The following is a 25,249-nucleotide window of genomic DNA, read 5'->3' on the forward strand; positions in this document are numbered from 1 at the left end:
TCACCATCCTCACGTACATCAGTACGTTCCGGTGTTGCGCTCACTTGCTTCCTCGATCTCTTTGATGCTCTTTGTTTAAGCACACTTCTGGCTTATCACCAGGTGGCTTAAACCCTTTCCTTTATTAAAAAGGCGGTTTTAGGCGTCTTAATGGCCTTTTTCTAAGACACTCGGTTCTCTCATCGTTTGATTAAATCAAGCGATTGTGAACCGGTGATGTCATTTATCAGTCTTTCGTTATCCAGTTTTCAAAGGTCGAAAATAAATGGTGGAGCCTAGCGGGATCGAACCGCTGACCTCCTGCGTGCAAAGCAGGCGCTCTCCCAGCTGAGCTAAGGCCCCAGGAATATTAAAAATTATCTTCACTTAAATTTCAAGAAAGATAATTTCCGCTTAATCTAAATTTCTATAAGCATAACGAATAATCCAATATGGTGGGCCTAAGTGGACTCGAACCACCGACCTCACGCTTATCAGGCGTGCGCTCTAACCAGCTGAGCTATAGGCCCATAATGGACTAGTGTGAATAGTATTATTTGAATTTTACTAGAAGGTTGACCCTTCAAAACTAAACAAAATAGCCAAAGCAAAGTTTTAATAAGCTGAGCTTAATAGCTCCTTAGAAAGGAGGTGATCCATCCCCACCTTCCGGTAGGGATACCTTGTTACGACTTCACCCCAATCATCTGTCCCACCTTCGGCGGCTGGCTCCAAAAGGTTACCGCACCGACTTCGGGTGTTACAAACTCTCGTGGTGTGACGGGCGGTGTGTACAAGGCCCGGGAACGTATTCACCGCGGCATGCTGATCCGCGATTACTAGCAATTCCGGCTTCATGCAGGCGAGTTGCAGCCTGCAATCCGAACTGAGAATGGCTTTATGGGATTCGCTTAACCTCGCGGTCTCGCTGCCCTTTGTACCATCCATTGTAGCACGTGTGTAGCCCAGGTCATAAGGGGCATGATGATTTGACGTCATCCCCACCTTCCTCCGGTTTATCACCGGCAGTCACCTTAGAGTGCCCAACTGAATGCTGGCAACTAAGATCAAGGGTTGCGCTCGTTGCGGGACTTAACCCAACATCTCACGACACGAGCTGACGACAACCATGCACCACCTGTCACTCTGTCCCCCGAAGGGGAACGCTCTGTCTCCAGAGGTGTCAGAGGATGTCAAGACCTGGTAAGGTTCTTCGCGTTGCTTCGAATTAAACCACATGCTCCACTGCTTGTGCGGGCCCCCGTCAATTCCTTTGAGTTTCAGCCTTGCGGCCGTACTCCCCAGGCGGAGTGCTTAATGTGTTAACTTCGGCACTAAGGGTATCGAAACCCCTAACACCTAGCACTCATCGTTTACGGCGTGGACTACCAGGGTATCTAATCCTGTTTGCTCCCCACGCTTTCGCGCCTCAGCGTCAGTTGTAGGCCAGAAAGTCGCCTTCGCCACTGGTGTTCCTCCACATATCTACGCATTTCACCGCTACACGTGGAATTCCACTTTCCTCTCCTACACTCAAGTCCCCCAGTTTCCAATGACCCTCCACGGTTGAGCCGTGGGCTTTCACATCAGACTTAAGAGACCGCCTGCGCGCGCTTTACGCCCAATAATTCCGGACAACGCTTGCCCCCTACGTATTACCGCGGCTGCTGGCACGTAGTTAGCCGGGGCTTTCTCGTGAGGTACCGTCAAGGTGCCGACCTATTCGAACGGCACTTGTTCTTCCCTCATAACAGAACTTTACGATCCGAAAACCTTCATCGTTCACGCGGCGTTGCACCGTCAGGCTTTCGCCCATTGCGGATGATTCCCTACTGCTGCCTCCCGTAGGAGTCTGGACCGTGTCTCAGTTCCAGTGTGGCCGATCACCCTCTCAGGTCGGCTACGCATCGTCGCCTTGGTAAGCCATTACCTTACCAACTAGCTAATGCGCCGCGGGCCCATCTTGCAGTGTGAGGATAAATCCCCACTTTTACATTCGGATCATGCGATCCAAATGATCATCCGGTATTAGCCCCGGTTTCCCGGAGTTATCCCAGTCTACAAGGTAGGTTGCCCACGTGTTACTCACCCGTCCGCCGCTCATTCCACCGGCTTCACCCCGAAGGGATCCGCCGGCTTCCTGCGCTCGACTTGCATGTATTAGGCACGCCGCCAGCGTTCGTCCTGAGCCAGGATCAAACTCTCCGAAGTACAGGATGTACAAGTGCAGACGGTGCGACAGGACGTCGCGTCTTTCGTCTGCCATCCTTAAACAGAGTTTAATGTCTCTGACATCATGTCCAAACTTTCGTCTGGCGTTGTTGAATGTTTCCACTCAACGCTTTGTTTCTTTGACGGGATATTTTCATATCCCACTTTGCTTGGCTTTTTGTTTAGTTTTCAAAGGTCAACATAATGGTGGGCCTGAGTGGACTCGAACCACCGACCTCACGCTTATCAGGCGTGCGCTCTAACCAGCTGAGCTACAGGCCCTCAAGCAACATCATCTACTATACCATGTAATGTATTGATAGTGCAAGAGTTTTTTTGAAATAATTTTTTTGGAGCGGGTGAAGGGAATCGAACCCTCGTCATCAGCTTGGAAGGCTGAGGTTTTACCACTAAACTACACCCGCATAGTTAATCTTTCTCTCTATATAAGCACTGTTCGCCGAGAGTAGATTTTGTTCACGACTTAACTTAAGTTTCATTCGTAAACTTTAAAATCACTTGGGGAAAATAACATAAAAATGGTCGGGAAGACAGGATTTGAACCTGCGACCCCTTGGTCCCAAACCAAGTGCTCTGCCAAGCTGAGCTACTTCCCGATATACCACACTATATACTATTAATATAGAAATAAATTGGTGCATTCAAGAAAAGGCTAACTTCCACAGGATTTATCCTGCCAAAGCTTTCAATATTTTAAAAGCATAATATCCAACACATATTCTTATACGTCCTACACCATTCAGTAACTATTCCATATTTTCATAATCACTATCAATTATTGTAGAGGAAAATTGGAACAACTATTATAGTATAATTTCCGGTTGTTCTTGTCAAGACTTTTATTTTCAGTCGATTACAGAAACAAGACTCGTTTTTGACATCTCTAAAAGCTCATCAATAATTTCACCGTCGGATATCTATAATAATCGCTTTTCACCCTTTCGTCAAGTCATTTTTATTTTTTATTAAGTTATAGTAGCTTATCTACTTTGAAGCTCTTTATTCTACTCTATTTAATTATATAATCGTTCATTGCAATTAAGTTAATTCATTAATTAAAGGCACTCATCTTATTAGATAAGCGACTTATATAAAAACTATCCTTTTAAATTTATTAATGTGCCGCTTGAATTAACTAAACCTAGTTCAAAAGCTTTATCAATATATGATAACGTGCTTTGTTCCCAGTGCGCGCCATTAAATGCTGCATTCGTTCTACTGTGATGGCGTTGGAGTTCGTTTGTCGGCCTAACATTTTCCTTCTTGACCACTTCGTTTTTTTCAAGAGCTTCTGTAAATTCTTTGAACGACATGTTTATTCCGTCTGGCTCTCTTCCCTCTTTACGGGCTAAGAAGTTATTAACAACCGTCAACCTTGAATATGCTGAAAAAGCTGGGTTATTTTGAATGGGTGATGACATCTTATAATATCTCCTCTCTATTTTATATTAATATTTTCGAGTGCTTGCTAATCATCCACATCATTTTTCCCTTGGGTCAATATGAAAGTTTAAATGAGCATATAAGTATGTTAGAGGTAAGTAAGTTATCAAAAACTCAAACCAACTAGTCCATATTTGCAGACTAGTTGGTTATATATTTATTTTCCTCTTTTAGTATAAACAAAAGAATATATTCCATCAGCTTGTCCATCTGATAATTTTTTAGGAAATGTGACTGATGCATTCTTTGAAGATATAAGACCCATACCTTGATTTCCTCTTAACTCTAGTTTACCTGAAACCTTCCAATGATACGGTTTGAAACTAATGTACCCTCTATCACCTTTTTTGATATTGTAATTGAAAGTCGATGAATTAGTTGCTGATTTAGTAACAGTGTAACCGGCATTAGCATTAATCGCTTTAATTTCTTGACTTCCAGAGACACTATAAGATCTAGATGTCGTCGCAGATACACCTACAGTAGCACTGCATGTAGGTGTATTGCAGTTTATATCAGCAGTAGCTTTTATACCCGATTTCGTTACTTTAGTTCTGTTACCTGAAGGTTTGAATTTGTAATAAGTTCTAAAATTAAGAATTTCAAAGGCATTCTCATCTTTTACAATTTCAAAATACTCTTCGTCATCCTCTAATTCAATAATAGATTTATATTCTTCTAAAGTTAACATTTTAACAGTACCATCTTCTTTAATTTCGAAAGGCTGTATCCAGTCGCCGGTAACAGGGTCTTCAAATCCTTCTTCACTATCGAATATGATGTCTGGTTCAACTGCTTTAGTCACATTTAAAACTGCAAATAAGCCCATACCTAGACCTGCTAACAATATAAGAAAAATTTTTTTAAACAATATAATTCCTCTTTTCTATTATATTTAGAAACAATTAAGCATTTTATAACTTGCGAGAAAAAAATTGTTTCCTAGAATATCATATCCTTATTTTAACAAATAATAAAGGATATTTCACAAAACAATTGAGATAATATACAATATTTCATCATTTTGGTATGTTTGAATTGTTCTCATGGAACTCCATTCATTGATTTTTTCCGACATTTTCTGTTCCACCTCGCTTTCATTCTTACCTATAGTAAATTCAACTTCCTTTTCATTGTAAAGTGAGAACCTAGTTCCTATTAATTCTCCCTCGTTCTCTAGTGCTATCTTCGCAGATGTCTTGTACCATATTAAATTACTACTTGATTCTTCATAAATTAAAGCTATACCATAAGTGTAAGGTTCGTTAGCTTGCTCAAAAATAATCAATCTTTCATCATCAATTAGTACTTCATTAATAATATCTTCTTCTGTAATATCTTCCTCTGAAAAAATAGCTGCTTTTAGACTTTCTAAATTTTCAAAATTATTTACCTCTTCATCTTTTCCATTTCCACATCCTGACACTAACAATAAAGTGAGAAAACATAATACTATTTTTGTTTTGATCATTTTTTTGCCCCTTACCAGTTTATTTAACTCCAATATTATATTATTGGTACTTATAAAAATCCGTTAAACTTCACCTTTATTTTCATGAGGAAATTCTATTGCACATTCAATATCACTGTCTCTTTCACCATATGCAACCAATACAATGGATAGTAGAATCTTCTGCAAGCATCACCTTTCATATTTTATTACTACTCACCATATATTTTCCTATCAACTTTTACCTTACCTATTTTTTCCTGTTTTTTCAAGTCTATAGTGTGTAAATGTAAATTTTTTTTTCCATTTCCCTTCAATTTCAGCAATAAACTGCTCTACATTGTCGCTTTAAACTTTACAACGCACCTTAATAGTTAATTGTAATGTATTTGTTTATTAGACCCTTTTTGGAGAACGCTCAGGACATGCTTCTATAAAGACTACTATCGATGTTTATGGTCACCTGTTCCCCAATAAACAATGAAACAGCAGACAGGCTTGATGACCTTTTTTAATTAATTCCCGAACATTGAACAGACGCAATTTTTAAACCATTTATTACCATGGAGTAAAACTGGAGTCAAAAAGCAAAAATAGGCCTCAATTTTTACTAATATATAAATACACAAAAAAATACCAAGGGCACTTAAACCCTTGGTATGACTGTGTTTATGTATTGGTGCGGTCGAGAAGAGTCGAACTTCCACGGGATTTCTCCCACTAGGCCCTCAACCTAGCGCGTCTGCCATTCCGCCACGACCGCATAAGCTAATAGAATATAAATGGTGCGGGTGAAGGGAGTCGAACCCCCACGCCCGAAGGCACTAGATCCTAAGTCTAGCGTGTCTGCCAGTTCCACCACACCCGCATATATATGGCGGTCCCGACGGGAATCGAACCCGCGATCTCCTGCGTGACAGGCAGGCATGTTAACCGCTACACCACGGGACCAACGTACTTATGGTGGAGGATGACGGGCTCGAACCGCCGACCCCCTGCTTGTAAGGCAGATGCTCTCCCAACTGAGCTAATCCTCCACGAAGTTTCAAACTATCATTCTTTTCGTTTAATCTTTAACAATATATTATGCAAACAAAAATGGTGACCCGTACGGGATTCGAACCCGTGTTACCGCCGTGAAAGGGCGGTGTCTTAACCACTTGACCAACGGGCCAGTAATAAAGGTTTACTGGCGGAGAAGGAGGGATTTGAACCCTCGCGCCGCTTACACGACCTACACCCTTAGCAGGGGCGCCTCTTCAGCCACTTGAGTACTTCTCCGTAATGGCTCCACAGGTAGGATTCGAACCTACGACCGATCGGTTAACAGCCGATTGCTCTACCACTGAGCTACTGTGGAATAATATTTATTGGTAATAAGCGGCGAACCTCTTCGTCAGCTTCGCTCTCTCGTTTCTTCACGTATGTCTAATACGCTCAGTCACTCTTTCTCTCGCTTCCTCGACCTTCTTGCTTCTTCCCAATAAAATAATATTGGCATAACTGGCGAATCTTCTTCGTCAGCTTCGCTCTCTCGTTTCATCACGTATGTCTAATACGCTCAGTCACTCTTTCCCTTGCTTCCTCAACCTTCTTGCTTCTTCACAATAAAATAAGAGGATTGGGGATAACCAGCGAATCTTCGACGCATACGACGTGACGCTCTTAGCCTGTATTCCTTATCTTCACCTGTTGAGAGTTACCTAAAGTAAATCATGGCTCTCAATAAGGACGAGTTACATTGTAAATGATAATAGACACAAAGTCAATATTATTTTTCACAACCTTTATGTCAGCGACTTTTATAATGTACCATATAGACTGGTAGGCGTCAATATTTTTCAGATGGTAAACTTTTAATTTTTTTCAGTTTCCCTTTACATGCTCCACAGACATATCGACTTGTATTAATTTTTCGTTTTCTTTTATAAAAGCGGTCACAGCTTGTACATTGATAATAATGAACGGTATGTGTCTTGTTATGAGAGCCAGGTAACGTTTGGCAATAGCGACTCCCCCCAACTGCAGCAAGCAGCGTTTTGAAATCTTTGTCTTTATGCTGATATCCTTTTCCTTCGAGATGTAAGTGATAGTGACATAATTCATGTTTTATTATTTTTATAAGCGCTTCTTTTCCATAAAACTCAAGTTGTTTCGGATTGATTTCGATATTGTGGCTATATAATGCGTACCGGCCTCCTGTGGTACGTAAACGTTTATTGAAATACGCCTTATGGCGGAATGGGCGATTAAAATGGATATTGGATATCTCTTCTGTTAATGCTTGTAATTCCTCATTTGTCACCTAACCATTCCCCTTCTCTTTAAAAATCAATGTCCCGGACAATCTCATGCACATATCATATCATTAAGCATGCAGGCGTTATCCGTATACCGTTACATCATTCATTTTCATTCTAACGACTACATGTTACTTTTTCCACATATCAATATAAAATAAATCTCTGCATGTAAACATTAATTATTTAGTGAAAAATAGGAAAGGAGAGAGTCCTATGCCGTCGTGGTTGAAACGGCAATTGCAAGAAGCGTATGATCGAAGGGATTTAAGGCGTATTCGTGTGTTAAATCAATGCTGGTTCTATTATAAAAATTCACAGACAGACACAGGATAAAGATATGATTACTTATCACTCTCTTCACCTTTAATTTCTTAAATCAATAGCTTCTTCAACAGACAGGTTGCTCAATACATTATGATCATGTCCGTTTAATTAACCTTAATGACGTTATAAATGAAAAGCACCTTCAATCAGTGGACGTTTTCGTACTGCTCTCACTGAGTTGGTCGTGGTCGTTGCGTGAATTAGAACCTGAACGTCCGTTAGCTCCCACCGAAATAGATGTCGCCCTCCTCTCTATTTTGAACCAGGCGTTTTACGGATGCTTATCTATGATATATCATTCCTGAACACCATATTAGTAATAGGAAAACCGCCGTCCACTTTCAGAGCAGACGGCGGCTATATATTTTCTTTGTGACATGCTTTTGCTACGCTATCTGACCGTTTAGTTATTTAGACTGATTAGCTGGCTCAAGCATCGTCAATGCTACTCTTCCTTTGGTGGCATCCACATCATCTACCCAGACGGTGACAAGATCCCCTACTGAAACAACTTCCATCGGGTGCTTAACAAATCGGTTCGCAAGTTTAGAAATGTGTACTAAACCATCTTGCTTCACACCAATGTCTACAAAGGCTCCGAAATCTACAACATTTCTTACCGTTCCTTGTAGCTCCATGCCTTTAGCTAAATCCTCCATAGATAAAATATCCGTTTTTAGAAGTGGTTTTTGGATATCGTCACGGGGGTCTCTCCCTGGTCTTGTTAACGCTTCAAGAATGTCATTCAAAGTCGGTATCCCCACATTATACCGCTCAGCTAAATCGTTAATACTAACCGTTTGAAGCTTATCCTTCACTTTTTCAGTTCCAATATCAGCGACACTCATTCCTAGTTCCTTCATGATGTCCTTTGTCACTGAGTAGGATTCGGGATGGATGGCCGTTTGATCTAACGGTTGCTCACCATCAAGGATACGAATAAATCCGATACTTTGCTCGTAAGTTTTTGCCCCAAGCCTTGGGACTTTCTTTAGCTGTGTACGGTTGGTAAACTTACCTTCTTCTTCTCGTCGTGTCACAATATTATCTGCTACACTTTTCGAGAGACCAGATACGTATTGAAGTAAGGAAGATGAAGCAGTGTTTACATTCACCCCTACTTGGTTAACGACTGTTTCCACAACAAACGTCAGACTGTTATTAAGCTTAGATTGTGTCACATCATGTTGATATTGTCCAACGCCAACAGACTTAGGGTCAATTTTCACTAATTCCGCTAAAGGATCCTGTATGCGTCTGGCAATCGAGACAGCACTCCGTTCTTCCACTTGAAGATTAGGGAATTCTTCTTTCGCTATTTTTGAAGCTGAATAAACACTTGCCCCCGCTTCATTTACTATAAGGTAGAATATATCATCCTCAATCTCTTTCAAGAGGTCGGCTATAAATTGTTCTGTTTCTCGGGAGGCTGTACCGTTACCAATTGCAATCATTTTAATTTTATAATTTTTAATAAGTTTAAACACTGCCTGTTTTGCTTCCTCAATTTTGTTCCATGGTTTCGTTGGATAAATGACACCGACTTCAAGCATTTTTCCTGTTTCATCAACAACAGCTAGTTTACAACCAGTACGATAAGCGGGGTCTACTCCTAAGACAACTTGTCCTTTCAGCGGTGGTTGCAATAATAAGTTACGTAAGTTTTCTGAAAAAATATGAATAGCCTGTTCTTCAGCTGTTTCACTTACCTCTTTACGAATTTCCCTTTCAACAGAAGGTTGAATGAGCCTTTTATAGCCATCTGCCACGGCATCTACTAACAATGGCTGAGCAATTGTATGGGCCCCCTTCATCACTTTATTTTCAATCCAAGACATGATTCGTTCATCCGGGGCTTTTACGGAAACTTTTAAAATGCCTTCTTTTTCTCCTCTATTGAGAGCTAATACTCGATGAGGAACAATCTTCTGGACCTGCTCCGAATACTCATAATACATTTCGAAAACAGCTTTTTCATCGTCTGCTTTTGTTTTTTTCTCTGACTCGATCGTTCCTTCTTTAAAGGTTAATTGTCTCACGTATTTGCGAACTTCCGGATCATCTGAGAGCATTTCACTAATGATATCTTGAGCACCTTGCAAAATCGGTTCGATTGTATGTAAATCGTGCTCAACGCTTATATATTTTTTTGCTTCCGCTTCAATATCCCCGCTCTTCGGCAAGGATAATAACCACATCGCTAATGGTTCAAGCCCTTTTTCTTTTGCCACTGATGCTTTTGTTTTTCTTTTCTGTTTATAGGGGCGATAAATATCCTCTAATTCCTGAAGTTTTGTTGCTTTTTCTATATCTTGCTTCAGTTCAGGCGTCAACTTCTCTTGTTCATCTATAAGACGAATCACTTCCTCTTTTCTTTTCGCCAAACTGTTAGCGTATTCCCATCCTTCTAGCACTTGTCTAATTTGATCTTCGTCCATACCACCCGTCATCTCTTTTCGATATCTAGCAATAAACGGGACAGTATTCCCTTCTTCAGCAAGTTCAATCACACTTTTTATCCGGCGTTCTTGTAATTGAACCTTAGCTGCTACTAATGCCAACAATTCGTTTAATTGGTCATTCCATTCCATTTTTATTTCCTCCATATCTCGTTTTCACGTCTCTTTGCATTATACTTAAAAAAGCTAGTAATCTCTACATGAGCCATTAAAATTCTCTTTCAACACATATGACGCTTTAAGTACGGGCGATCAAATTATCCTTTACATGTATAAAAAGCCCGATTATTAGGATATCCCCCCCTAAATAATCCGGCTTAGTAGCATCTTTATATTCATTTTCCATTTAAGTAGAAAGATGACAGTTAATTTACTTTGCCTATTAAAATTGTTGTATCATCCTTAGCTGATGCTTTGTTATCAAGAAGATTAGTCATCATTTGCTCAGGTATCTCACTTCTCGCAAATATCTTATGATCGTTCGGGTTAAATGCAAACCCGTCAGAATACATAATGAATACAACATCCTTAGAAAAAGGAATGCGTTGGGTACGATATTTCATTCTTTTCCCTGAGAGATAGCCGCGAACAGGGACAGGTCTAAATAACTTGCCTGATGGGTCATAAAAGATGCACGATATGTTACCTACATTTGTGTAATCTATCATTTTCGATGTGAAATCAAATTTTAGTATGGTGAGGACAACACCTCTTGTCCCACCCATTTTTTGATTGCACTTATCCATGATAGTCCCTGTATCAAGCTCATGTTCATTTTTTATAACATCCATGGCTATCTCAGCAGCGTTCATTGCTTCCTCACCGCTGCCAAGCCCGTCCGCCATAGCGCATAAAATATAATTTTCTGTCCTGATCGTATAAAAGGAATCTCCAGAACACCAATTTCCTTTTTTGGCTACTTTATAAATGCTAATATCCATCTCTTTTAAGTGATGATGTTCTATCATTACAAGCACTCCGTAGGTTCAATACGAATCGACTCTCTTAATTTTTGCAAGGCTCTTCTTTGCAATCTAGATACATGCATCTGCGAGATACCTAATGCATCTCCCGTTTCCTTTTGGCTTAGGTTCTCGAAGTAGGTAAGCTGTAGAATTTGTTTTTCTCTTTCTGTCAATACGGAGAAAGCTTTTTCCAATAATAGCTGTTGATCTGTTTGTTCATAACCTTCTTCACTTTGCCCAACCAGGTCTAACAAAGTGACCGCACTGCCTTCATCATCTGCTTCAATGGACCTATCAACAGATAGAGCTTGATAACTCTTTCCCATCTCCATTGTCTCAAGAACTTCCTCTTCAGAGACGTTCAAGTGATCGGCGATTTCCTCCACTTTAGGGGAACGCTGTAATTCCGTTGTCAGCTCTTCAACAGCGTTTTTAATTTTTGGACCTAATTCCTTAATACGCCTTGGAACATGGACACTCCATGTTTTATCACGAATAAAGCGTTTAATTTCACCTACAATAGTTGGGACAGCGAAGGATTCAAAGCTACGTCCAAATTCAGGATCAAACCGCCTTAAGGCAGCGAGTAAACCGATCATTCCTACTTGAATTAAATCTTCATCGTGTCTTTGGCCTTTAGAGAACTTTCGTGCTAATGAGTGAACTAAGTTTTCGAATTCTTTCACGAGTTTAGTTTGTAGCTCATCGTCACCTGTCCGCTGAAATTCTTCAATCCAATTGAGTACTTTTTCTTTGCTTTCGTTTTGTGACTTATTGCTGTTCCGGGACTTCTTCTGAGACTCTATCTCCATTCTGTTCCACCCCATCTCTTTGCAGGAACTTTGTCATGATAATCATAACACCGGACTCTCCTCTAATTTCTACTTCATCCATTAATGTTTCGATTAAAAAAAGCCCGAGGCCCCCTTCCTGCAGGTCTTCAATGGATTGCTCACTTTTTACAGGACCTCTTTCCTGTACAAGAAGATCAACGTCGATCGCACCTCCTTGATCAGAAACCACGAGTTCCAGGCGATCTTCATAAACACCAAAATTCAAATGCATGTTATTCGTATTCGATTCTTCCTTGTAAGCATGATTCACAACATTCGTACATGCTTCTGCCACAGCTATTTTAATATCTTCTATGTCATCATAAGAATAACCTAGCCGATTAGCAACGCCTGAGACAGTCAGCCTAACGACGCCTACATATTCAGGCTTAGCTGGAACTGTCATACTTATAAAATCAGAGGACCGTGCCATATTACGCTTCCTCCTTTTTTTCAGCGTCAATGTCAATAACTTCATTTAGCCCTGTAATTTCAAATAAGCGTTTCACTCGGTCATTTAAACCCGTTAAACGTAATAATGTATCACTCTTCTCAGCTGCCTTCAAGGTTCCGATGAAAATCCCCAATCCGGTACTGTCAATATAATTAACTTCTGACAAGTCGACAATTAAATCTTTTTCCACTTGTTCAGCCAGAGGTGTTATCGCCTCCTTTAGTTTTGTTGCCGTATATACATCAACTTCTCCTGACAAATAAGCGGTATTAGTCCGCTCACCTTCAGTTATATTAATTTCTAAATTCATCATGTCCCCTCCTCAAAATCTCATTCTTTTTGTCACTCTACCTTAATACCACTAATTTAATTTCACTAAACCTTTCGCCGTAAAATTAATAGGGTAAAATCATCCCTCAATTGGAACTCCTGTGCTTTTTCTAAATCTTGATAGATTTCTTCAACAATTTGTTGAGCCGAAAGATGTTTATATTGGCGAATCATTTGAACCAGTTGTTCTCGCTCAATAAACTCACCATTTACACGACACTCTGTCACGCCGTCCGATAATAACACGATAAAGTCGTCTACTTGAAGTGGAATGCTGTCTTCTTGATAGGAAACTTTTCGTGAAACACCAAGTACCAAACCTTTAGCTTCAAGGCTTTTGAATTCGTCTTTCGTAGCATTATAAACAAATCCTGGTTCATGGCCAGCACTGGCATAACAAAAATGATGTGTATCAGGGTTATAACACCCATACATCATTGTTATAAACATATCCGAATCAATATTTCTTTCCACAACTCGATTTAAACTTTCTAACATTTTTCCAGGTTTTTGTCTCTTCTCCGGCAAAGTATCCATAGCATATTTAATCATCGACATGCTCATGGCCGCCGGAACACCTTTCCCGATGACATCTGCAACAGCCACACCAATATTATGATCATCATCAAGCATGTAATCATAATAGTCCCCGCTCATTTTCCCCGCTGGCACACTTATAATTCCTAAATCCATTGAATCCAGCGAAATTTCGCCACTAGGGAGCAAAGACTTCTGCATTCTTGCAGCGACATTTAATTCCGATTCAAGCTGACGTTGACGATCACGGAGGCTTTGATGCTCACGATATGCTAGTCCGTAACCGATCATCACTTCCAATAACAAGTCAAATGAATCCACGACTTCTTCAGGTAATTCTTCTGCTAGCTCTTGAAAAACAGAAAGATGGAGACTCACCGTTTCCTCCGGCGACATATCTTTCTCCATCATTTCTTTACTAAATTGTTGGGCATGATACAAAGCATGCTCACTTTTATTTTTTAAATAGCTTGTTAACATATCTCGGTATAATTGGTACATTGAAACCTTCGTATCTTCCAATCACCAACACCTCCTATCGAAGCCACTTAATTGCAGTAATTGTTGTTCCTTCATTTACCTCAGACTCTATATCGAACGTATCCATTAAACGTTTCACTCCCGGTAGTCCAGCCCCGAGTCCGCCTGAAGTTGTGAACCCATCTTCCATAACACGGCGGAGATCTTTAATACCAGGGCCTTCGTCAACAGCGACTATTTTTATTCCTCGGTTTTCCGATGAAGTGACCTCTTCAATTTGTATTTGACCTTTGTTGGCATATAAATATATATTTCTCGCTAATTCGGAAATCGCTGTCGTGATTCTCGCCTGGTCAACGGAACCAAACCCGATTTCACGCGCAAGTTTACGACCTGCTTGTCTTGCAGCGACAATTCCCCACTCACTGTGGATATCAACATGGGTTTGGACTTGCATATATCAACCCTCCAATTCGAGTTGGAGTCTTTCCAACCCTTGCTCAAGGTCTAATGCCGTAGGGACCTCATCTAGAACGATGCCCATATCAATTAATGTAATGGCAACGGCAGGTTGAATACCGGTTAGCACCACTTTCGCGCCCATTAGGTTAGACATGTCCACCACATCCCCTAATACTTTGGCGATAAATGAATCAATCATCTCTACGGAAGTGAGATCGATGACAACACCTTTTGAACCTTCTTCGTGAATTTTCTCTAAAACATCCTCTTGAAATTGAAGAGCCGTTTGGTCATCCAGTTCCACCTGGACTGAAATTAGTAAATAGTCGTGTAATTTAAGTATGGGAATTCGCAAAACTAGTTCCTCCTTTAAACCTCAAGATCAACAATTTGCTTTTTAGTTATTTCTAAAGCAGCTTCAATTCCTTTTTTCAACGTACTTTTTGTGGGGAATTTCCCTAAATCAATACCAAGATTAACGATAGTTTGTGCGATTTCCGGTCTAATACCTACGAGAATACATTTCGCCCCTACCAATCTAACAGCCTCAGAAGCTTGAATAATATGATGCGCCACCATTGTATCCACAACGGGGACACCTGTAATATCTATCAGGACAACTTGAGAACGGTGCTCAATGACCCCCTCAAGCAAATTCTCCATAATAAGCTTCGCCCGCTCAGTATCAATCGTTCCAATTAACGGCATAACACTTATATTCTGAAAAACTGGAATAAGTGGTGCGGATAATTCTTTCAAAGCCATTTTTTGTAGAAAAACAGTGTTTTCCCACGAACCGGAGTATTGATTAACAAGTAGGTTAACAATATCATCAATCCAACTTTCTATTTCTTGGAAAAACTCGATACTTTTACAATAATTCTCTCCTGTTTCCGACAAAGATTCCACTATAATTTTGCGAAACTCTTGTAAGCCACGCGTAATATAATTAAGTGGCCACCCTAATTGAATAAGCCGTTCGGCAAATTGAATCAAATCATCGTGATATTCTTTCCCTTCAGTTTGAACAGTTAGAATGAGTTTATTTCCAAACTCTTGATTTGTATTTTCGTACATAGTATCAGATATATTTTGCAAAGAATCATCAGAGCGAAATTTTTTTATTTCTTTGGACCATCTTTCCATTATTTCGGTTTTATGCTCTAAAATAATATCTCGAATAAAAGGATTCATCCAGTCTTCCCCCATTTAAACAGTAATAATATTATTATTTCACTGATTAACCTATATTGCAACGGATGCGCAGTGTTTTTTCAGGCTGTTGTCTTATCTTCGCCTGACATTATGAAGGTGAGCTTTCATCAGCCCTTGCGACTTGTACCTCTAAGGATATTTAGCCTAGATTATAAAGCTAAGCTTCAATCAGTGGATGTTCTCGTACTTCTCCCACTGATTGGGAGTTACGTGAATCATGACTTTAGCGTCCGTTAGCTCACGCCTAAAATAGATGTCGCTCTCCTCTATTTTAAGCCAGGAGCTTTACGGACGGTTAGCTGTGATAAAAAAATGTTAAAAAGGCAGGCATTTTCACATTGGAAAACGTCTGCCTTTAGCGACACATTTAAAAATCAATTAACCCAATACTAATGTTTAGGGCATCGTTCACTTTTAACATCATGTCATCATCTAAATGTGTAATTTTGTCAGTTAATCGTTGTTTATCAATCGTGCGAATCTGTTCAAGTAGAATGACTGAATCACGGTCAAAGCCGTACCTTTTAGCGTTAATTTCCACATGAGTCGGTAATTTTGCTTTTTGAATCTGTGCTGTAATGGCTGCCACAATTACCGTTGGGCTAAAACGGTTACCGATATCATTCTGGATAACTAATACAGGCCTAACCCCGCCCTGCTCAGAGCCAACTACAGGTGAGAGGTCTGCAAAATAAACGTCCCCACGCTTTACTATCAAAGCCTTTACACCCCGCTAACCAGGCGATCCACCGTGCTTTCAGCCTCCTCTTCAGCTAAAAAAGACTCGGTTGCAATATTCAGGTTGATTTTCGCCATCTCCATGTAGCCTTGTTCCATCGTTTCACGGATTTGTAATTTTTTCTGTTCCTGTACATAAATCCTCGTAGCTCTTTGAATGACATCACATCGGTTAATGTCTTCACCTTCTGTTAGTGCATCGAGTTCATTCACTAAATGTTGCGGTAAATTAACCATAATCTTTTTTGTGTTTTCCATAGACACAAAAACACCTCCACCAAGCTATCGACCGATTTTTAATCCATTATTATCATATCATTAGGCTAAACGCATTGCAAAGTAACTTTTCATTTCTCTATATGATTCATTCGATAAAATTCGGTAATTTCCTCTTTTTCGTTCTTCACTAAGTCACTTTCAGCCATTTTATTAGCCGGAAAGCTCAATGTGGAGGCAATTCAGTAAAAGCCCTTTGCCATTCTCACAACATCAGAACTCACAAGCTTCTAGGCTGTATTGTTAAACTGTTGATACGACGATGGAACACACTAATCCAACTCTTTTTTACGTCGCCCCACATTATAATGACAATGTCTTGTTATATATTTTAATTATCTTTCCGTTTTTTCTAATAACACGAGGAACACGATAGCTTATAACACACGGAACCTCATAATTGATCGTTCCTAATCTTTCTGCCACTTCATCCATCGAAAGTAAAACACCGTTATTTTCTCCTATAAGCGTCACTGTTGTGCCAACTTTCACAGGCTTTTGCAACCGGATCATCATCTGATCCATGCAAATGCGACCGACGATTGGCGCTCGTTCTCCATTCACAAGGACATCTCCCGATTGATTAGCTCTAATCCAGCCATCAGCATACCCAATTGGTACAGTCGCAATCCATTCATCACGACGTGTCTCATAGGTAACACCATAGCTGACTCCTTCTCCTTTAGGGAGTTTTTTAATATGTGTAATATTACTTTGTAGCGTAAAAGCTTCTTGTAAAGGAACAGGTAGTAACGGCTTTATAGCCGGTGAGGGACTTAGACCATACATAGCAATCCCAAGTCTTACTAAGTTATATGACCTGTCTCCGAACCTTAAAGCTGCTGCACTATTGGCACAATGCTTTAGCGGAACCTCAGTCCCGTACTTTTCTTCAAACACATTGACAAGCCAAGAAAATCGCGTTTGTTGCTTCTCATAATAAGGCATGTCCACTTCATCCGCTGTCGCTAAATGAGTAAACAAGCCTTCGACAACTAAGTTTTGGGTCTGCTTTATGATAGGAACGATGTTATCAATTTCTTCAACTGTTCGCAATCCGATTCTCCCCATACCAGTGTCAATTTTTATATGACAGTGTAACTGAGCCTTACCGTCAAGATAAATCGAAGCTGTTTCGAGCCAGTCTTTTTGGAAAACAGTGACGGCGATCTGGTTATCAGCCGCCAATTGGCAATCCTCAGGCCGTACGAGTCCTAATACAAGGATAGGGGCTTTAATTCCTGCCTGTCTTAAAGCAAGGGCTTCATCTAGGATGGCGACACCTAAATAGGTAGCACCTGCAGCTAATGCCTCAGTTGCTACTTCTATTGCTCCGTGACCGTATGCATTTGCTTTAACAACCGCCATCACGTGAACGCCTTCTGGTAAATTCCCTTTAATCGTTTTGACATTTTCTGAAATGGCATCTAAGTTCACGTCGACCCAAGTATCTCTATAAAATGATTGATCTTCTTTCACAGCTGCTTCCTCCAACTAGGGTGATATCTTATTCTTTTTTCATTATTAGCTTAACAAATTGTGATGTCAATGAAGGTAGTCAAATTCCACCGAAAGAACTATTGAAATTGTTAATATTATTGCTGCCCGTGTCGTTTAATAGTACACGGATTTTATGTACGCAAGATGGTGATATAGCCTTTGAAAACTTTCTATTAATACTCAAAAACGCATGGAAACCTAAGAAAAGGTTCCATGCGTTACTGTTTATTTCTCATGTGTCCCATAAACACTGCGAGCTACTGACATCAATTCATCTTTATCCATCGCATCTGAGGCGAGGAAAAAATCTGTCCCTTCGAAAGACCATGAAATTGTGTTGGACTCCTCATCACCCGTCAGGACACCAAAGGTGAAGCCTAAATCAACTGGTTCTCCAACTGCTAAATCAATCGATGTACTCGCTTCGACTACCTGACTCTGTTGCTGAATAAGCGTGAACGGCTGGTCGCCATCATAGGTGAGTACGACTCTTAAACCATTGTCTGTCTCCACTTCTTCAGATTTAGAAAGCGTGGTGCCTTGTGGTTCATACATCGGGTAAAAGACAGCAAACTCCTCATCTGCTTCTTCCTCATCCGTCATTGCTGGTACTTCTGTCTCCAACTGTGCGCCTGTCATGTTTCGATCCATTTCAAAATCACCTTCAGAGAATTCTGCATTTAATTGAAAATCCTCAAAAGCCACTTCCACTAAAATAGAAAGTTCAGCATCCATTACCTTAACAGAGGCTGGGGTTAAATCCTTTTTATTCAGTCGAACTTCTTGCTGGTTTAAATTTTTATTGGTGTAGTTTGTATTTGTTTGAAACGTGTAATGGTCCTCTGTCGCTGTAAATGCCCGTTCAGGATCCATTAAAATATCATTCATAAGTGACTCGTACAAGTATACTTGACTATTATTCTCAGGCCAATCTGACTGGAATCTAAAACTCTTATTCAACGCCGGCGTGAGGACAAAAACACCTTCTTCATTCCGTAAAATGATTTGGCTTTGATCTTTTTCCGTATGATTTAAGGCGACTCTATAAAAGGAGGGGCTTTTGAACCAAACTTCTACGTCATATACCTGTGGTTCTTCCCCTGTTTGTAACGTCATTGAAGCCTTCGTTTTATAACCTGTCAGTTCATCGAGGTTTCTCTCTAGATCAGAGATGACATCCTCTTGAGTTTTTTCCCCACACGCTGTTAATAACAGTGATGCTACAACAACGGACATAATTAACCATAGGATTTTTTTCATTTACTCAACCCCTCTGTGTCATTTCGACGACAAAGGAGGGGAATATCATGTCTTAATAACGGAGTGATTTTAACACTTTAGGCAATACGGAGATGAGATCGGTCGCGTTCACACTAAAAATATCATGTGTTTCTAACAAATGATCAGCTGCTTTCCCATGAACATAAACAGCATTGCATAAGGCGTCCTCTATTTTTTCATGCTGTAACAGAAACCCGAGAATCATACCAGTTAACATGTCACCGGTCCCTCCTTTTGCGAGAGAGGCATTTCCTGTCGTATTGACCCATTGTTTGCCACTAGGCGTCGTGACGATCGTATGTGGCCCTTTTAAGACGACGTACATGTTATAGTCTTTCGCAAAAGCTTTAGATATCGAGAAACGATGAGTCTCAATCTCTTCAACTGAACAACCAGTCAACCTTGCCATCTCACCTGAATGGGGAGTTATGATCGTAGGGCCCAATCGTTGCTCACCACGCCAGGACGCTAATTCTTTTTGGAGATGATAGAGGCCATCTGCATCAATAACGAGAGAACTTTGGACATCTTTGAACTGTTCAAACAAACTTAAACGATGCTTTCTTCCCATCCCAGGTCCAAGCGCAATACCGTCAAATTCAGCCCAATTTATCTGTTTTAAAGCCTCATTCAAAATCTCACCTTGATCATCTTTTAAGGAAGCAAACATACTTTCTATCACATGTTGTGTCACCACATGGTGGATACTTTCTGGCACAGCCATTGTGACGAGTCCTGCTCCTGAACGAAGACATGATTTTGTTGTCATTATCGGGGCCCCAGTCATAGCAGATGAGCCTCCGAGGACTAAGGCCTTTCCTGCTCCTCCTTTATGAGTGTTAACATCCCTAGTTGCCAGTGTCGCTTTCACTCTTTCTTGTAGGATAAGCCGACGGGTGACACGTTGTTCAATAAACGCGCGATTCGGAATGCCGATATCGACCGACGTCACTTGCCCATAATAAGCGCCTTCTGGGTATAGACAGGCAGATAATTTTAACGCCTGTAACGTAAGCGTGTCATCAGCCTTTATAACCTCTGTGTAATGGCCACCTTCTGCTGAAGGGAGTCCGCTCGGGATGTCCACAGAAACCACTTGATTTTCTGACTCATTCACGAGACGGATGACATGGTCATAAGGCGATCTCAGCTCACCTGTCACACCAGTCCCTAGTAAAGCATCAATGATAATATTTTCACTCGCAAGCGCCTCTCTTAACAACTGGTTATTTGATTCATAGTCTTTAAATGAATAACCACATTGTTCATAAATATGTTTATGGTGAGCAGCTGTTCCTTTAATCCGACTCGCTGGTGGTATCACCCACGTTTCCACGCGATACCCTTTCTCTTGAAGACACCTAGAAATAACGAAACCATCTCCTCCATTATTTCCAGCCCCAATCAAAACAAGAAAATGAGCATTCTGTTCAACCATCACTTCCAGCTGTCTTACCACTGCTTGCCCGGCATTCTCCATTAGTGTGTGTTCACTTAACCCAATCTCATCCATGGTATAGCGATCTATTCGGTGCATCTCCTCACCCGTTACCACGTACATGTTTGTCCCTCCCATCCGCATTAACACTATATGAGGTCGTCCCACTCAATATGACCGTTTCACTTAAAAGCTCTTATTCTTAACTTTCTATCACTACTTGCGCAGCGGCAAATTCTTTCGTATGAGTAATGGATAAATGGATATTGACGTTTTCTTCATTTCGCTTTAAATCCGTTAAAATAGGTTTGCCCAACTGATTGGGGAGGATCTCCATATCTTTAAACGACAAGCAGCTCCCAATTCCTGTACCGATCGCTTTTGCATATGCCTCTTTAGCAGCAAATCTCCCTGCGAGAAATTCTACTTTTCTTGTATGAGACAATGACGAGAAAAGTTTATACTCTTTTCCCGTTAAAATTCTTTCAGCAAACGTTTCTTTTCGGTTATATGTTGCGTCAATCCGTTTCATTTCTACTACATCTAATCCTATTCCGATTATCATCTCGTCAGCCCCTTCTTTATGAATAAACCAACATCGTCCACTACCTTCATACATCTAGTTTATAGGAATATGAATGTGTTTCCTACTATTCTTAGTCATCTTTAAATTATTATATCGTAAGCTTTTACTAATCAACTGATTGTCAGCTAACATCTTTCTATAAGAAAGGGATACTTAACATGTCCTTAAATAAAACAGACTTTCTCCCATTTAACCTAATAGCAAAAAACTGGCCACGATCGTTTTATGGAGAGTGGCCTCTCACTTTTCTAACTGTATGCAAAGCTCTTGTGATAGACTAAAAAAGGGGTGAAGTGTATGTTTTTACGTAATGAGACATTTGAAAGTTTTATTAAATCATACAAAGTGGTGACATCACTTGTGATTATCCATATTTTCTTCTATATATGGATATATTGGTTTCCTTTTTTAGGCGGTGAAGAAATATACTGGTTAGGGATCGGTAATAACACACTTGTGGCTTCAGGCGACTTTTGGCGGCTTGTCACACCGATTTTTCTTCATGGTGGTTTGACCCATATGCTGTTTAATTCGTTCTCATTAGTTCTTTTCGGACCTGCTCTTGAGACAATGCTTGGAAGACTTAAATTTATAACAGCATATTTATCTACTGGTATTTTAGCTAACATCGCGTTTTATTTTCTCGGTTCGTCACACGTCATACATTTAGGTGCTTCTGGGGCCATATTTGGTCTATTTGGTATTTATGTATACATGGTTTTATTGCGCAAAGACTTAATTAACCGGATGAATTCGCAGCTTATTATGACAATTGTCGCGATCGGGGTGATTATGACGTTCCTAAACCCTGGTGTGAATATTCTTGCCCATTTATTTGGCCTTATAGCCGGTGCAGCCATTGCGCCATTATTCCTAAATGGCGTCTCAATTTACAGCCAAAGAAGGCCCGTCCATGATTCTGATGAGGTTAGCTTTGATCCTAACCGCTGGGCAAAACGTAATCACTTTAAAAAGAACCTCATCTTTTACATCGTTGGAGGCTTTGCCGCTATGGTTCTATTCTTCTATCTCGTATCCGCATTTCTACTCTAAAAAAAAGGATTATCTCATAAGTTAAATCTTATGAAGATAATCCTTTTTTATATCCTACAACATACACTTTACATATAATAATTAATACTTCTTTAATAAGAAGTGCAGGGGAATAATGGAGACGAGAACAATCAACAAAGCAGCTGGTGCTGCCTGATGATAAAGAGCTTCCGATGCCTCATAATACACACGAACAGCTAATGTATCAAACCCTGGCGGCCTTAACATAAGTGTTGCTGGAAGCTCCTTAATTGAGCTCACAAATACGAGTGCACCTCCAGCAAGAATACCGGGCAATATAGATGGAAAGATGACTGTAAGCATTGTCTTCCATGCAGGGGATCCAAGACTTCTAGCCGCTTCATCCACCCTCGGTGACACTAAGCTTAATGACGCTTCTCCTGACTGCATCGCTTGCGGTAAAAATCTCACTACAAACGCAATGGCGATCATATAAAACGTATTATAAAGAGCTGGGATGTGATTATTGAAAATAAATACCATACCTAAAGCGACAATGACACCTGGTAATGCATATCCAGCATAGCTCAATCTATCAATTCCCCTAGAAATAACCGATGGGTGCCGTGATTTTAAATAGATGATAGGTATCGCTAAAAGCATACACAAAATCGCTGCCAATCCTGATACTTTTATACTGTTCCATGCATATCCAAAGAAGGAGGCATCGATTGTTCCGAGTCCAGTTCCAATCACTGTCCAATAAATTAAAACGACTAGTGGCAACACAACAGCTAAACTAAAAATGACTGACACATACAAGAAAGCAGCCACTTTCCACTTTCCTAATTTTATAATATCCGGTTCCTTAAACGTATTTGACGTTTGATAGAAATGACGTTTCTTCCTCGTAAAGGATTCGAGCCATAAGATAAGGATTGTCAATATAATGAGCACGAGACTAAGGACAGAGGCCGATGGAATATCAAAGCCAGCTCTTTGATAATAAATCGCCGCTGTGAACGTCACATACCGTAACATAGCAATAGCCCCAAAATCTGATAATACATAGAGTGAAATGAGCACAGCGCCTGCCCCAATAGCAGGTCGTAAGAATGGGAGCGTTACTTTTAAAAAGACTTGTATGGGGCTCATCCCTTGAGATCTGGCTACCTCTTCAAAATTCCGGTTTAGCCTTCTAAGTGACGCAATAGCAATTAAAAAGGCATAAGGATATGTAAAAAGGGTTAAAACGATAAATACGCCAAAAAAGGAATAAATTTTAAAAGGAAAATCTCCAGCTATTGCTGTCAGCCAGTTCGTATCGTTCCACAAGTTCGTAAGCCAACCACTTGGCCCAAACACAATAATATAAGTGACAGCACCTACGTAAGGGGGAATCACAAGAGGCAAGGCAAGCATCCATTGCCACAGCTTCCTTCCTGGTAAATCTGTCCTTATGACAAACCACGCCAATGACAAGCCGATGATCACAGCAGCACCAGTGACAGCTGCGGTTAATGATAAGGTATTCCACAGCAAGTCAGGAATTCGGTTTCCAAGAAGCCGTCTCCAGCTTTCCTCGCCGGCTGATAACGATTGCCAAATCACATAGACGATTGGGATTGACATGATGAGTGCCACTAATATGCCAATGATCAGCAAAATCGTTCCAGGAGGGTTCCCATTCCACATAGATAGCCATTTTTGGTTCATAAAACGGAGAAAAGCCGGGGACGTTTCATCCCCAGCCCCTGGACTTTGCTTAGTATGATGGTTAGTTTTCTTTTTATCCTTAAGCATAGTACACTTCTCCTACGGTTCAATTATCTTAGTTCTAAATCAAGTCCAGCGTCTTCAATTAATGTTCGCGTATCCTCAAAGTAGTTACCCAACTCTTTCAAAGGCATATCCTGAACTGAGAGCTCACTGAATGGAACTGCTTCTTCGTAAGGTGGTTCTAAGTTAGTATTAATTGGCACTTCTAGGGATTCTCCAACGAAGGCCAGCTGATTCTCTTCTTCTAATACCCATTCAATAAACGCTTTAGCGTTTTCTTCATTCGGTGATCCCGCTACCATACCAAGTCCCGCTGCATTTGCAATGGCACCCATTTCTCCATCACCTTGGTCAGGGTAAATAAATCCTACATTGTTGTCTGTTGGTTCTTCTAATTGTTGGTGATAGTAATAGTTATTAACTAAACCGAAGGCATGCTCACCAGCTCCGACTGCACGGCGGATATCTCCATGCCCCTCAAAAATCCCAGCAGAATTCTCTTGAATAGCCTGTATCCACTCCGCTGTCTGATCATCGCCCCATTCATAACGTAAAGCAGACACGTTTCCTATCATCCCACCGTTACCGCCACGGGTAATAGCATAACCATTTTCAACATCTGCCCATTCAGGGTCAAGTAAATCTTCCATCTTAGTTGGCATTTCCTCTTCAGAAATCAAGTCTTTATTATATATGAATCCTCGTGCTCTTGCTGAAATAGCTATCCACTCATTATTTTCAGCACGAAATTGTTCGTCAATGGTATCTACATTCTCAGGGTCTGTTCCTTCAAGAAGCTCTTGTTGATTTAAATATTCTAATGCTCCCAAGTCATTTGAAATAAATACATCTGCTTGGACATTTCCTGCTTCTTCTTGAATTTGTAGAGGATCTGCATCATGGAGAGCTCTCACTTCAACACCGGTTTCTTCCGTAAACTTGTCCAACAAATCTTGTACAAACATCTCATTTCGTGAGGAGTAAACAACAAGTTCACCATCTAAAGCAGCTTCTTCTGTATTCGCGTGATTATCATCATTAGTGTTTGTGTTATTCACGCTGTTTGTGTTCTCTTCACCATTTCCCCCACAAGCAGCCATTACTGTGACTGCCATGCCTAAAGTTATTAATGAAAACCCCTTCTTCATATACAACGTCCCTCCATTTTTAT

23 protein-coding genes, 12 tRNA genes, 1 rRNA gene and 1 pseudogene are annotated in these 25,249 nt (G+C 40.5%); 3 read left to right on the forward strand and 34 right to left on the reverse strand.

Going from position 1 to position 25,249, the window contains the following annotated elements; translation table 11 throughout:
* Positions 1–266: 266 nt before the first annotated feature.
* From BK581_RS09840 to BK581_RS09880, 9 genes are all read right to left on the reverse strand, one after another.
* Positions 267–342 (reverse strand) — tRNA-Ala (locus BK581_RS09840).
* A 90-nt stretch (positions 343–432) separates the two neighbouring features.
* Positions 433–509, reverse strand: a tRNA-Ile gene (locus BK581_RS09845).
* Positions 510–623: 114 nt separating this feature from the next.
* Positions 624–2,190, reverse strand: a 16S ribosomal RNA gene (locus BK581_RS09850).
* A gap of 205 nt (positions 2,191–2,395) precedes the next feature.
* Positions 2,396–2,472: transfer RNA gene (locus tag BK581_RS09855), tRNA-Ile, on the reverse strand.
* A 69-nt stretch (positions 2,473–2,541) separates the two neighbouring features.
* A tRNA-Gly gene (locus BK581_RS09860) sits at positions 2,542–2,615 on the reverse strand.
* A 115-nt stretch (positions 2,616–2,730) separates the two neighbouring features.
* Positions 2,731–2,807 (reverse strand) — tRNA-Pro (locus tag BK581_RS09865).
* A gap of 501 nt (positions 2,808–3,308) precedes the next feature.
* Positions 3,309–3,632 (reverse strand): hypothetical protein, encoded by a 324-nt coding sequence (locus tag BK581_RS09870; RefSeq protein WP_078578013.1) that lies wholly within the window; start codon positions 3,630–3,632, stop codon positions 3,309–3,311.
* Between the two features lie 179 nt (positions 3,633–3,811).
* Positions 3,812–4,525, reverse strand: a complete 714-nt coding sequence (locus BK581_RS09875) for a DUF6060 domain-containing protein (protein ID WP_078578014.1) — start codon at positions 4,523–4,525, stop codon at positions 3,812–3,814.
* Between the two features lie 114 nt (positions 4,526–4,639).
* Complete coding sequence (locus BK581_RS09880; protein WP_078578015.1) at positions 4,640–5,125, reverse strand: hypothetical protein; 486 nt, start codon at positions 5,123–5,125, stop codon at positions 4,640–4,642.
* Between the two features lie 391 nt (positions 5,126–5,516).
* Here BK581_RS09880 and BK581_RS20295 point away from each other — a divergent pair.
* A pseudogene (locus BK581_RS20295) lies at positions 5,517–5,619 on the forward strand (hypothetical protein); the annotation flags it as partial.
* 162 nt (positions 5,620–5,781) lie between these two features.
* On the opposite strand, the gene BK581_RS09885 reads toward BK581_RS20295, so the two are convergent.
* The 8 genes from BK581_RS09885 to BK581_RS09920 form a co-directional block, all read right to left on the reverse strand.
* Positions 5,782–5,867: transfer RNA gene (locus tag BK581_RS09885), tRNA-Leu, on the reverse strand.
* Positions 5,868–5,887: 20 nt separating this feature from the next.
* Positions 5,888–5,972, reverse strand: a tRNA-Leu gene (locus BK581_RS09890).
* Positions 5,973–5,979: 7 nt separating this feature from the next.
* Positions 5,980–6,055 (reverse strand) — tRNA-Asp (locus BK581_RS09895).
* Between the two features lie 10 nt (positions 6,056–6,065).
* Positions 6,066–6,141 (reverse strand) — tRNA-Val (locus tag BK581_RS09900).
* A 62-nt stretch (positions 6,142–6,203) separates the two neighbouring features.
* Positions 6,204–6,278: transfer RNA gene (locus BK581_RS09905), tRNA-Glu, on the reverse strand.
* Between the two features lie 16 nt (positions 6,279–6,294).
* A tRNA-Ser gene (locus BK581_RS09910) sits at positions 6,295–6,385 on the reverse strand.
* A gap of 4 nt (positions 6,386–6,389) precedes the next feature.
* A tRNA-Asn gene (locus BK581_RS09915) sits at positions 6,390–6,464 on the reverse strand.
* Positions 6,465–6,935: 471 nt separating this feature from the next.
* Entirely contained in the window at positions 6,936–7,409 is a 474-nt protein-coding gene (locus BK581_RS09920) for a SprT family protein (protein WP_078578016.1), read from the reverse strand.
* 211 nt (positions 7,410–7,620) lie between these two features.
* Here BK581_RS09920 and cmpA point away from each other — a divergent pair, with 211 nt between their 5' ends.
* On the forward strand, positions 7,621–7,740 hold the full coding sequence (cmpA, locus tag BK581_RS19840; protein WP_095995542.1) for a cortex morphogenetic protein CmpA: 120 nt from the start codon (positions 7,621–7,623) through the stop codon (positions 7,738–7,740).
* 398 nt (positions 7,741–8,138) lie between these two features.
* On the opposite strand, the gene BK581_RS09925 is transcribed toward cmpA, so the two are convergent.
* The 15 genes from BK581_RS09925 to acpS all read right to left on the reverse strand — a co-directional run bounded on the left by BK581_RS09925 (position 8,139) and on the right by acpS (position 21,264).
* Positions 8,139–10,322 carry a Tex family protein gene (locus tag BK581_RS09925; protein ID WP_078578017.1) on the reverse strand — a complete coding sequence of 728 codons (2,184 nt, stop codon included), beginning with the start codon at positions 10,320–10,322 and terminating at the stop codon, positions 8,139–8,141.
* A 233-nt stretch (positions 10,323–10,555) separates the two neighbouring features.
* A complete protein-coding gene (locus BK581_RS09930; protein WP_078578018.1) occupies positions 10,556–11,158 on the reverse strand; it encodes a SpoIIE family protein phosphatase in 603 nt (200 codons plus the stop codon).
* Positions 11,158–11,967, reverse strand: a complete 810-nt coding sequence (gene sigB / locus BK581_RS09935; protein WP_078578019.1) for an RNA polymerase sigma factor SigB — start codon at positions 11,965–11,967, stop codon at positions 11,158–11,160. Before sigB ends, BK581_RS09930 begins: the two co-directional genes overlap by 1 nt.
* Positions 11,927–12,421: an anti-sigma B factor RsbW gene (gene rsbW / locus BK581_RS09940; RefSeq protein WP_078578020.1), complete on the reverse strand. Its 495-nt coding sequence runs from the start codon at positions 12,419–12,421 to the stop codon at positions 11,927–11,929. The genes sigB and rsbW overlap by 41 nt, the downstream gene beginning before the upstream one ends.
* A gap of 1 nt (position 12,422) precedes the next feature.
* Positions 12,423–12,755: an STAS domain-containing protein gene (locus BK581_RS09945; protein ID WP_322788431.1), complete on the reverse strand. Its 333-nt coding sequence runs from the start codon at positions 12,753–12,755 to the stop codon at positions 12,423–12,425.
* Positions 12,756–12,817: 62 nt separating this feature from the next.
* Entirely contained in the window at positions 12,818–13,831 is a 1,014-nt protein-coding gene (locus tag BK581_RS09950) for a PP2C family protein-serine/threonine phosphatase (RefSeq protein WP_078578022.1), read from the reverse strand.
* 13 nt (positions 13,832–13,844) lie between these two features.
* Positions 13,845–14,246, reverse strand: coding sequence for an anti-sigma regulatory factor (locus BK581_RS09955; protein ID WP_078578023.1), 402 nt, complete (start codon positions 14,244–14,246; stop codon positions 13,845–13,847).
* 3 nt (positions 14,247–14,249) lie between these two features.
* On the reverse strand, positions 14,250–14,606 hold the full coding sequence (locus BK581_RS09960; protein WP_078578024.1) for an STAS domain-containing protein: 357 nt from the start codon (positions 14,604–14,606) through the stop codon (positions 14,250–14,252).
* Between the two features lie 14 nt (positions 14,607–14,620).
* Positions 14,621–15,445 carry an RsbT co-antagonist protein RsbRA gene (locus BK581_RS09965; protein ID WP_078578025.1) on the reverse strand — a complete coding sequence of 275 codons (825 nt, stop codon included), beginning with the start codon at positions 15,443–15,445 and terminating at the stop codon, positions 14,621–14,623.
* 388 nt (positions 15,446–15,833) lie between these two features.
* Positions 15,834–16,184 carry a type II toxin-antitoxin system PemK/MazF family toxin gene (locus BK581_RS09970; protein ID WP_078578026.1) on the reverse strand — a complete coding sequence of 117 codons (351 nt, stop codon included), beginning with the start codon at positions 16,182–16,184 and terminating at the stop codon, positions 15,834–15,836.
* Between the two features lie 5 nt (positions 16,185–16,189).
* A complete protein-coding gene (locus tag BK581_RS09975; RefSeq protein WP_078578027.1) occupies positions 16,190–16,468 on the reverse strand; it encodes a CopG family ribbon-helix-helix protein in 279 nt (92 codons plus the stop codon).
* A 315-nt stretch (positions 16,469–16,783) separates the two neighbouring features.
* Positions 16,784–17,959, reverse strand: coding sequence for an alanine racemase (alr, locus tag BK581_RS09980; RefSeq protein WP_078578028.1), 1,176 nt, complete (start codon positions 17,957–17,959; stop codon positions 16,784–16,786).
* A 246-nt stretch (positions 17,960–18,205) separates the two neighbouring features.
* On the reverse strand, positions 18,206–19,240 hold the full coding sequence (locus tag BK581_RS09985) for an outer membrane lipoprotein-sorting protein (protein ID WP_078578029.1): 1,035 nt from the start codon (positions 19,238–19,240) through the stop codon (positions 18,206–18,208).
* A gap of 52 nt (positions 19,241–19,292) precedes the next feature.
* On the reverse strand, positions 19,293–20,822 hold the full coding sequence (locus tag BK581_RS09990) for an NAD(P)H-hydrate dehydratase (RefSeq protein ID WP_169837653.1): 1,530 nt from the start codon (positions 20,820–20,822) through the stop codon (positions 19,293–19,295).
* A gap of 79 nt (positions 20,823–20,901) precedes the next feature.
* Positions 20,902–21,264, reverse strand: a complete 363-nt coding sequence (gene acpS / locus BK581_RS09995) for a holo-ACP synthase (RefSeq protein ID WP_078578031.1) — start codon at positions 21,262–21,264, stop codon at positions 20,902–20,904.
* Positions 21,265–21,582: 318 nt separating this feature from the next.
* Between acpS and BK581_RS10000 the strand changes: the two genes are divergently transcribed.
* Positions 21,583–22,338 (forward strand): rhomboid family intramembrane serine protease, encoded by a 756-nt coding sequence (locus BK581_RS10000; RefSeq protein WP_078578032.1) that lies wholly within the window; start codon positions 21,583–21,585, stop codon positions 22,336–22,338.
* A gap of 81 nt (positions 22,339–22,419) precedes the next feature.
* Here the strand turns inward: BK581_RS10000 and BK581_RS10005 are convergent, their stop codons facing one another.
* Both BK581_RS10005 and BK581_RS10010 read right to left on the reverse strand, forming a co-directional pair.
* Positions 22,420–24,102 carry an ABC transporter permease gene (locus tag BK581_RS10005; protein ID WP_078578033.1) on the reverse strand — a complete coding sequence of 561 codons (1,683 nt, stop codon included), beginning with the start codon at positions 24,100–24,102 and terminating at the stop codon, positions 22,420–22,422.
* 23 nt (positions 24,103–24,125) lie between these two features.
* Positions 24,126–25,226 (reverse strand): extracellular solute-binding protein, encoded by a 1,101-nt coding sequence (locus BK581_RS10010; RefSeq protein WP_078578034.1) that lies wholly within the window; start codon positions 25,224–25,226, stop codon positions 24,126–24,128.
* Positions 25,227–25,249 lie beyond the last annotated feature (23 nt).

The organism is Salipaludibacillus agaradhaerens (assembly GCF_002019735.1).
Classification (GTDB): Bacteria; Bacillota; Bacilli; order Bacillales; family Salisediminibacteriaceae; genus Salipaludibacillus; species Salipaludibacillus agaradhaerens.

Bases quoted from the DNA above. Each gene is read 5' to 3' on its own strand.
- BK581_RS09870 (WP_078578013.1), bottom strand. From the start codon at position 3,632: ATGTCATCACCCATTCAAAATAACCCAGCTTTTTCAGCATATTCAAGG.
- BK581_RS09880 (WP_078578015.1), bottom strand. From the start codon at position 5,125: ATGATCAAAACAAAAATAGTATTATGTTTTCTCACTTTATTGTTAGTG.
- cmpA (WP_095995542.1), top strand. From the start codon at position 7,621: ATGCCGTCGTGGTTGAAACGGCAATTGCAAGAAGCGTATGATCGAAGG.
- BK581_RS09925 (WP_078578017.1), bottom strand. From the start codon at position 10,322: ATGGAATGGAATGACCAATTAAACGAATTGTTGGCATTAGTAGCAGCT.
- BK581_RS09930 (WP_078578018.1), bottom strand. From the start codon at position 11,158: ATGATAGAACATCATCACTTAAAAGAGATGGATATTAGCATTTATAAA.
- sigB (WP_078578019.1), bottom strand. From the start codon at position 11,967: ATGGAGATAGAGTCTCAGAAGAAGTCCCGGAACAGCAATAAGTCACAA.
- rsbW (WP_078578020.1), bottom strand. From the start codon at position 12,421: ATGGCACGGTCCTCTGATTTTATAAGTATGACAGTTCCAGCTAAGCCT.
- BK581_RS09945 (WP_322788431.1), bottom strand. From the start codon at position 12,755: ATGATGAATTTAGAAATTAATATAACTGAAGGTGAGCGGACTAATACC.
- BK581_RS09955 (WP_078578023.1), bottom strand. From the start codon at position 14,246: ATGCAAGTCCAAACCCATGTTGATATCCACAGTGAGTGGGGAATTGTC.
- BK581_RS09965 (WP_078578025.1), bottom strand. From the start codon at position 15,445: ATGAATCCTTTTATTCGAGATATTATTTTAGAGCATAAAACCGAAATA.
- BK581_RS09985 (WP_078578029.1), bottom strand. From the start codon at position 19,240: ATGAAAAAAATCCTATGGTTAATTATGTCCGTTGTTGTAGCATCACTG.
- BK581_RS09990 (WP_169837653.1), bottom strand. From the start codon at position 20,822: ATGTACGTGGTAACGGGTGAGGAGATGCACCGAATAGATCGCTATACC.
- acpS (WP_078578031.1), bottom strand. From the start codon at position 21,264: ATGATAATCGGAATAGGATTAGATGTAGTAGAAATGAAACGGATTGAC.
- BK581_RS10000 (WP_078578032.1), top strand. From the start codon at position 21,583: ATGTTTTTACGTAATGAGACATTTGAAAGTTTTATTAAATCATACAAA.
- BK581_RS10005 (WP_078578033.1), bottom strand. From the start codon at position 24,102: ATGCTTAAGGATAAAAAGAAAACTAACCATCATACTAAGCAAAGTCCA.
- BK581_RS10010 (WP_078578034.1), bottom strand. From the start codon at position 25,226: ATGAAGAAGGGGTTTTCATTAATAACTTTAGGCATGGCAGTCACAGTA.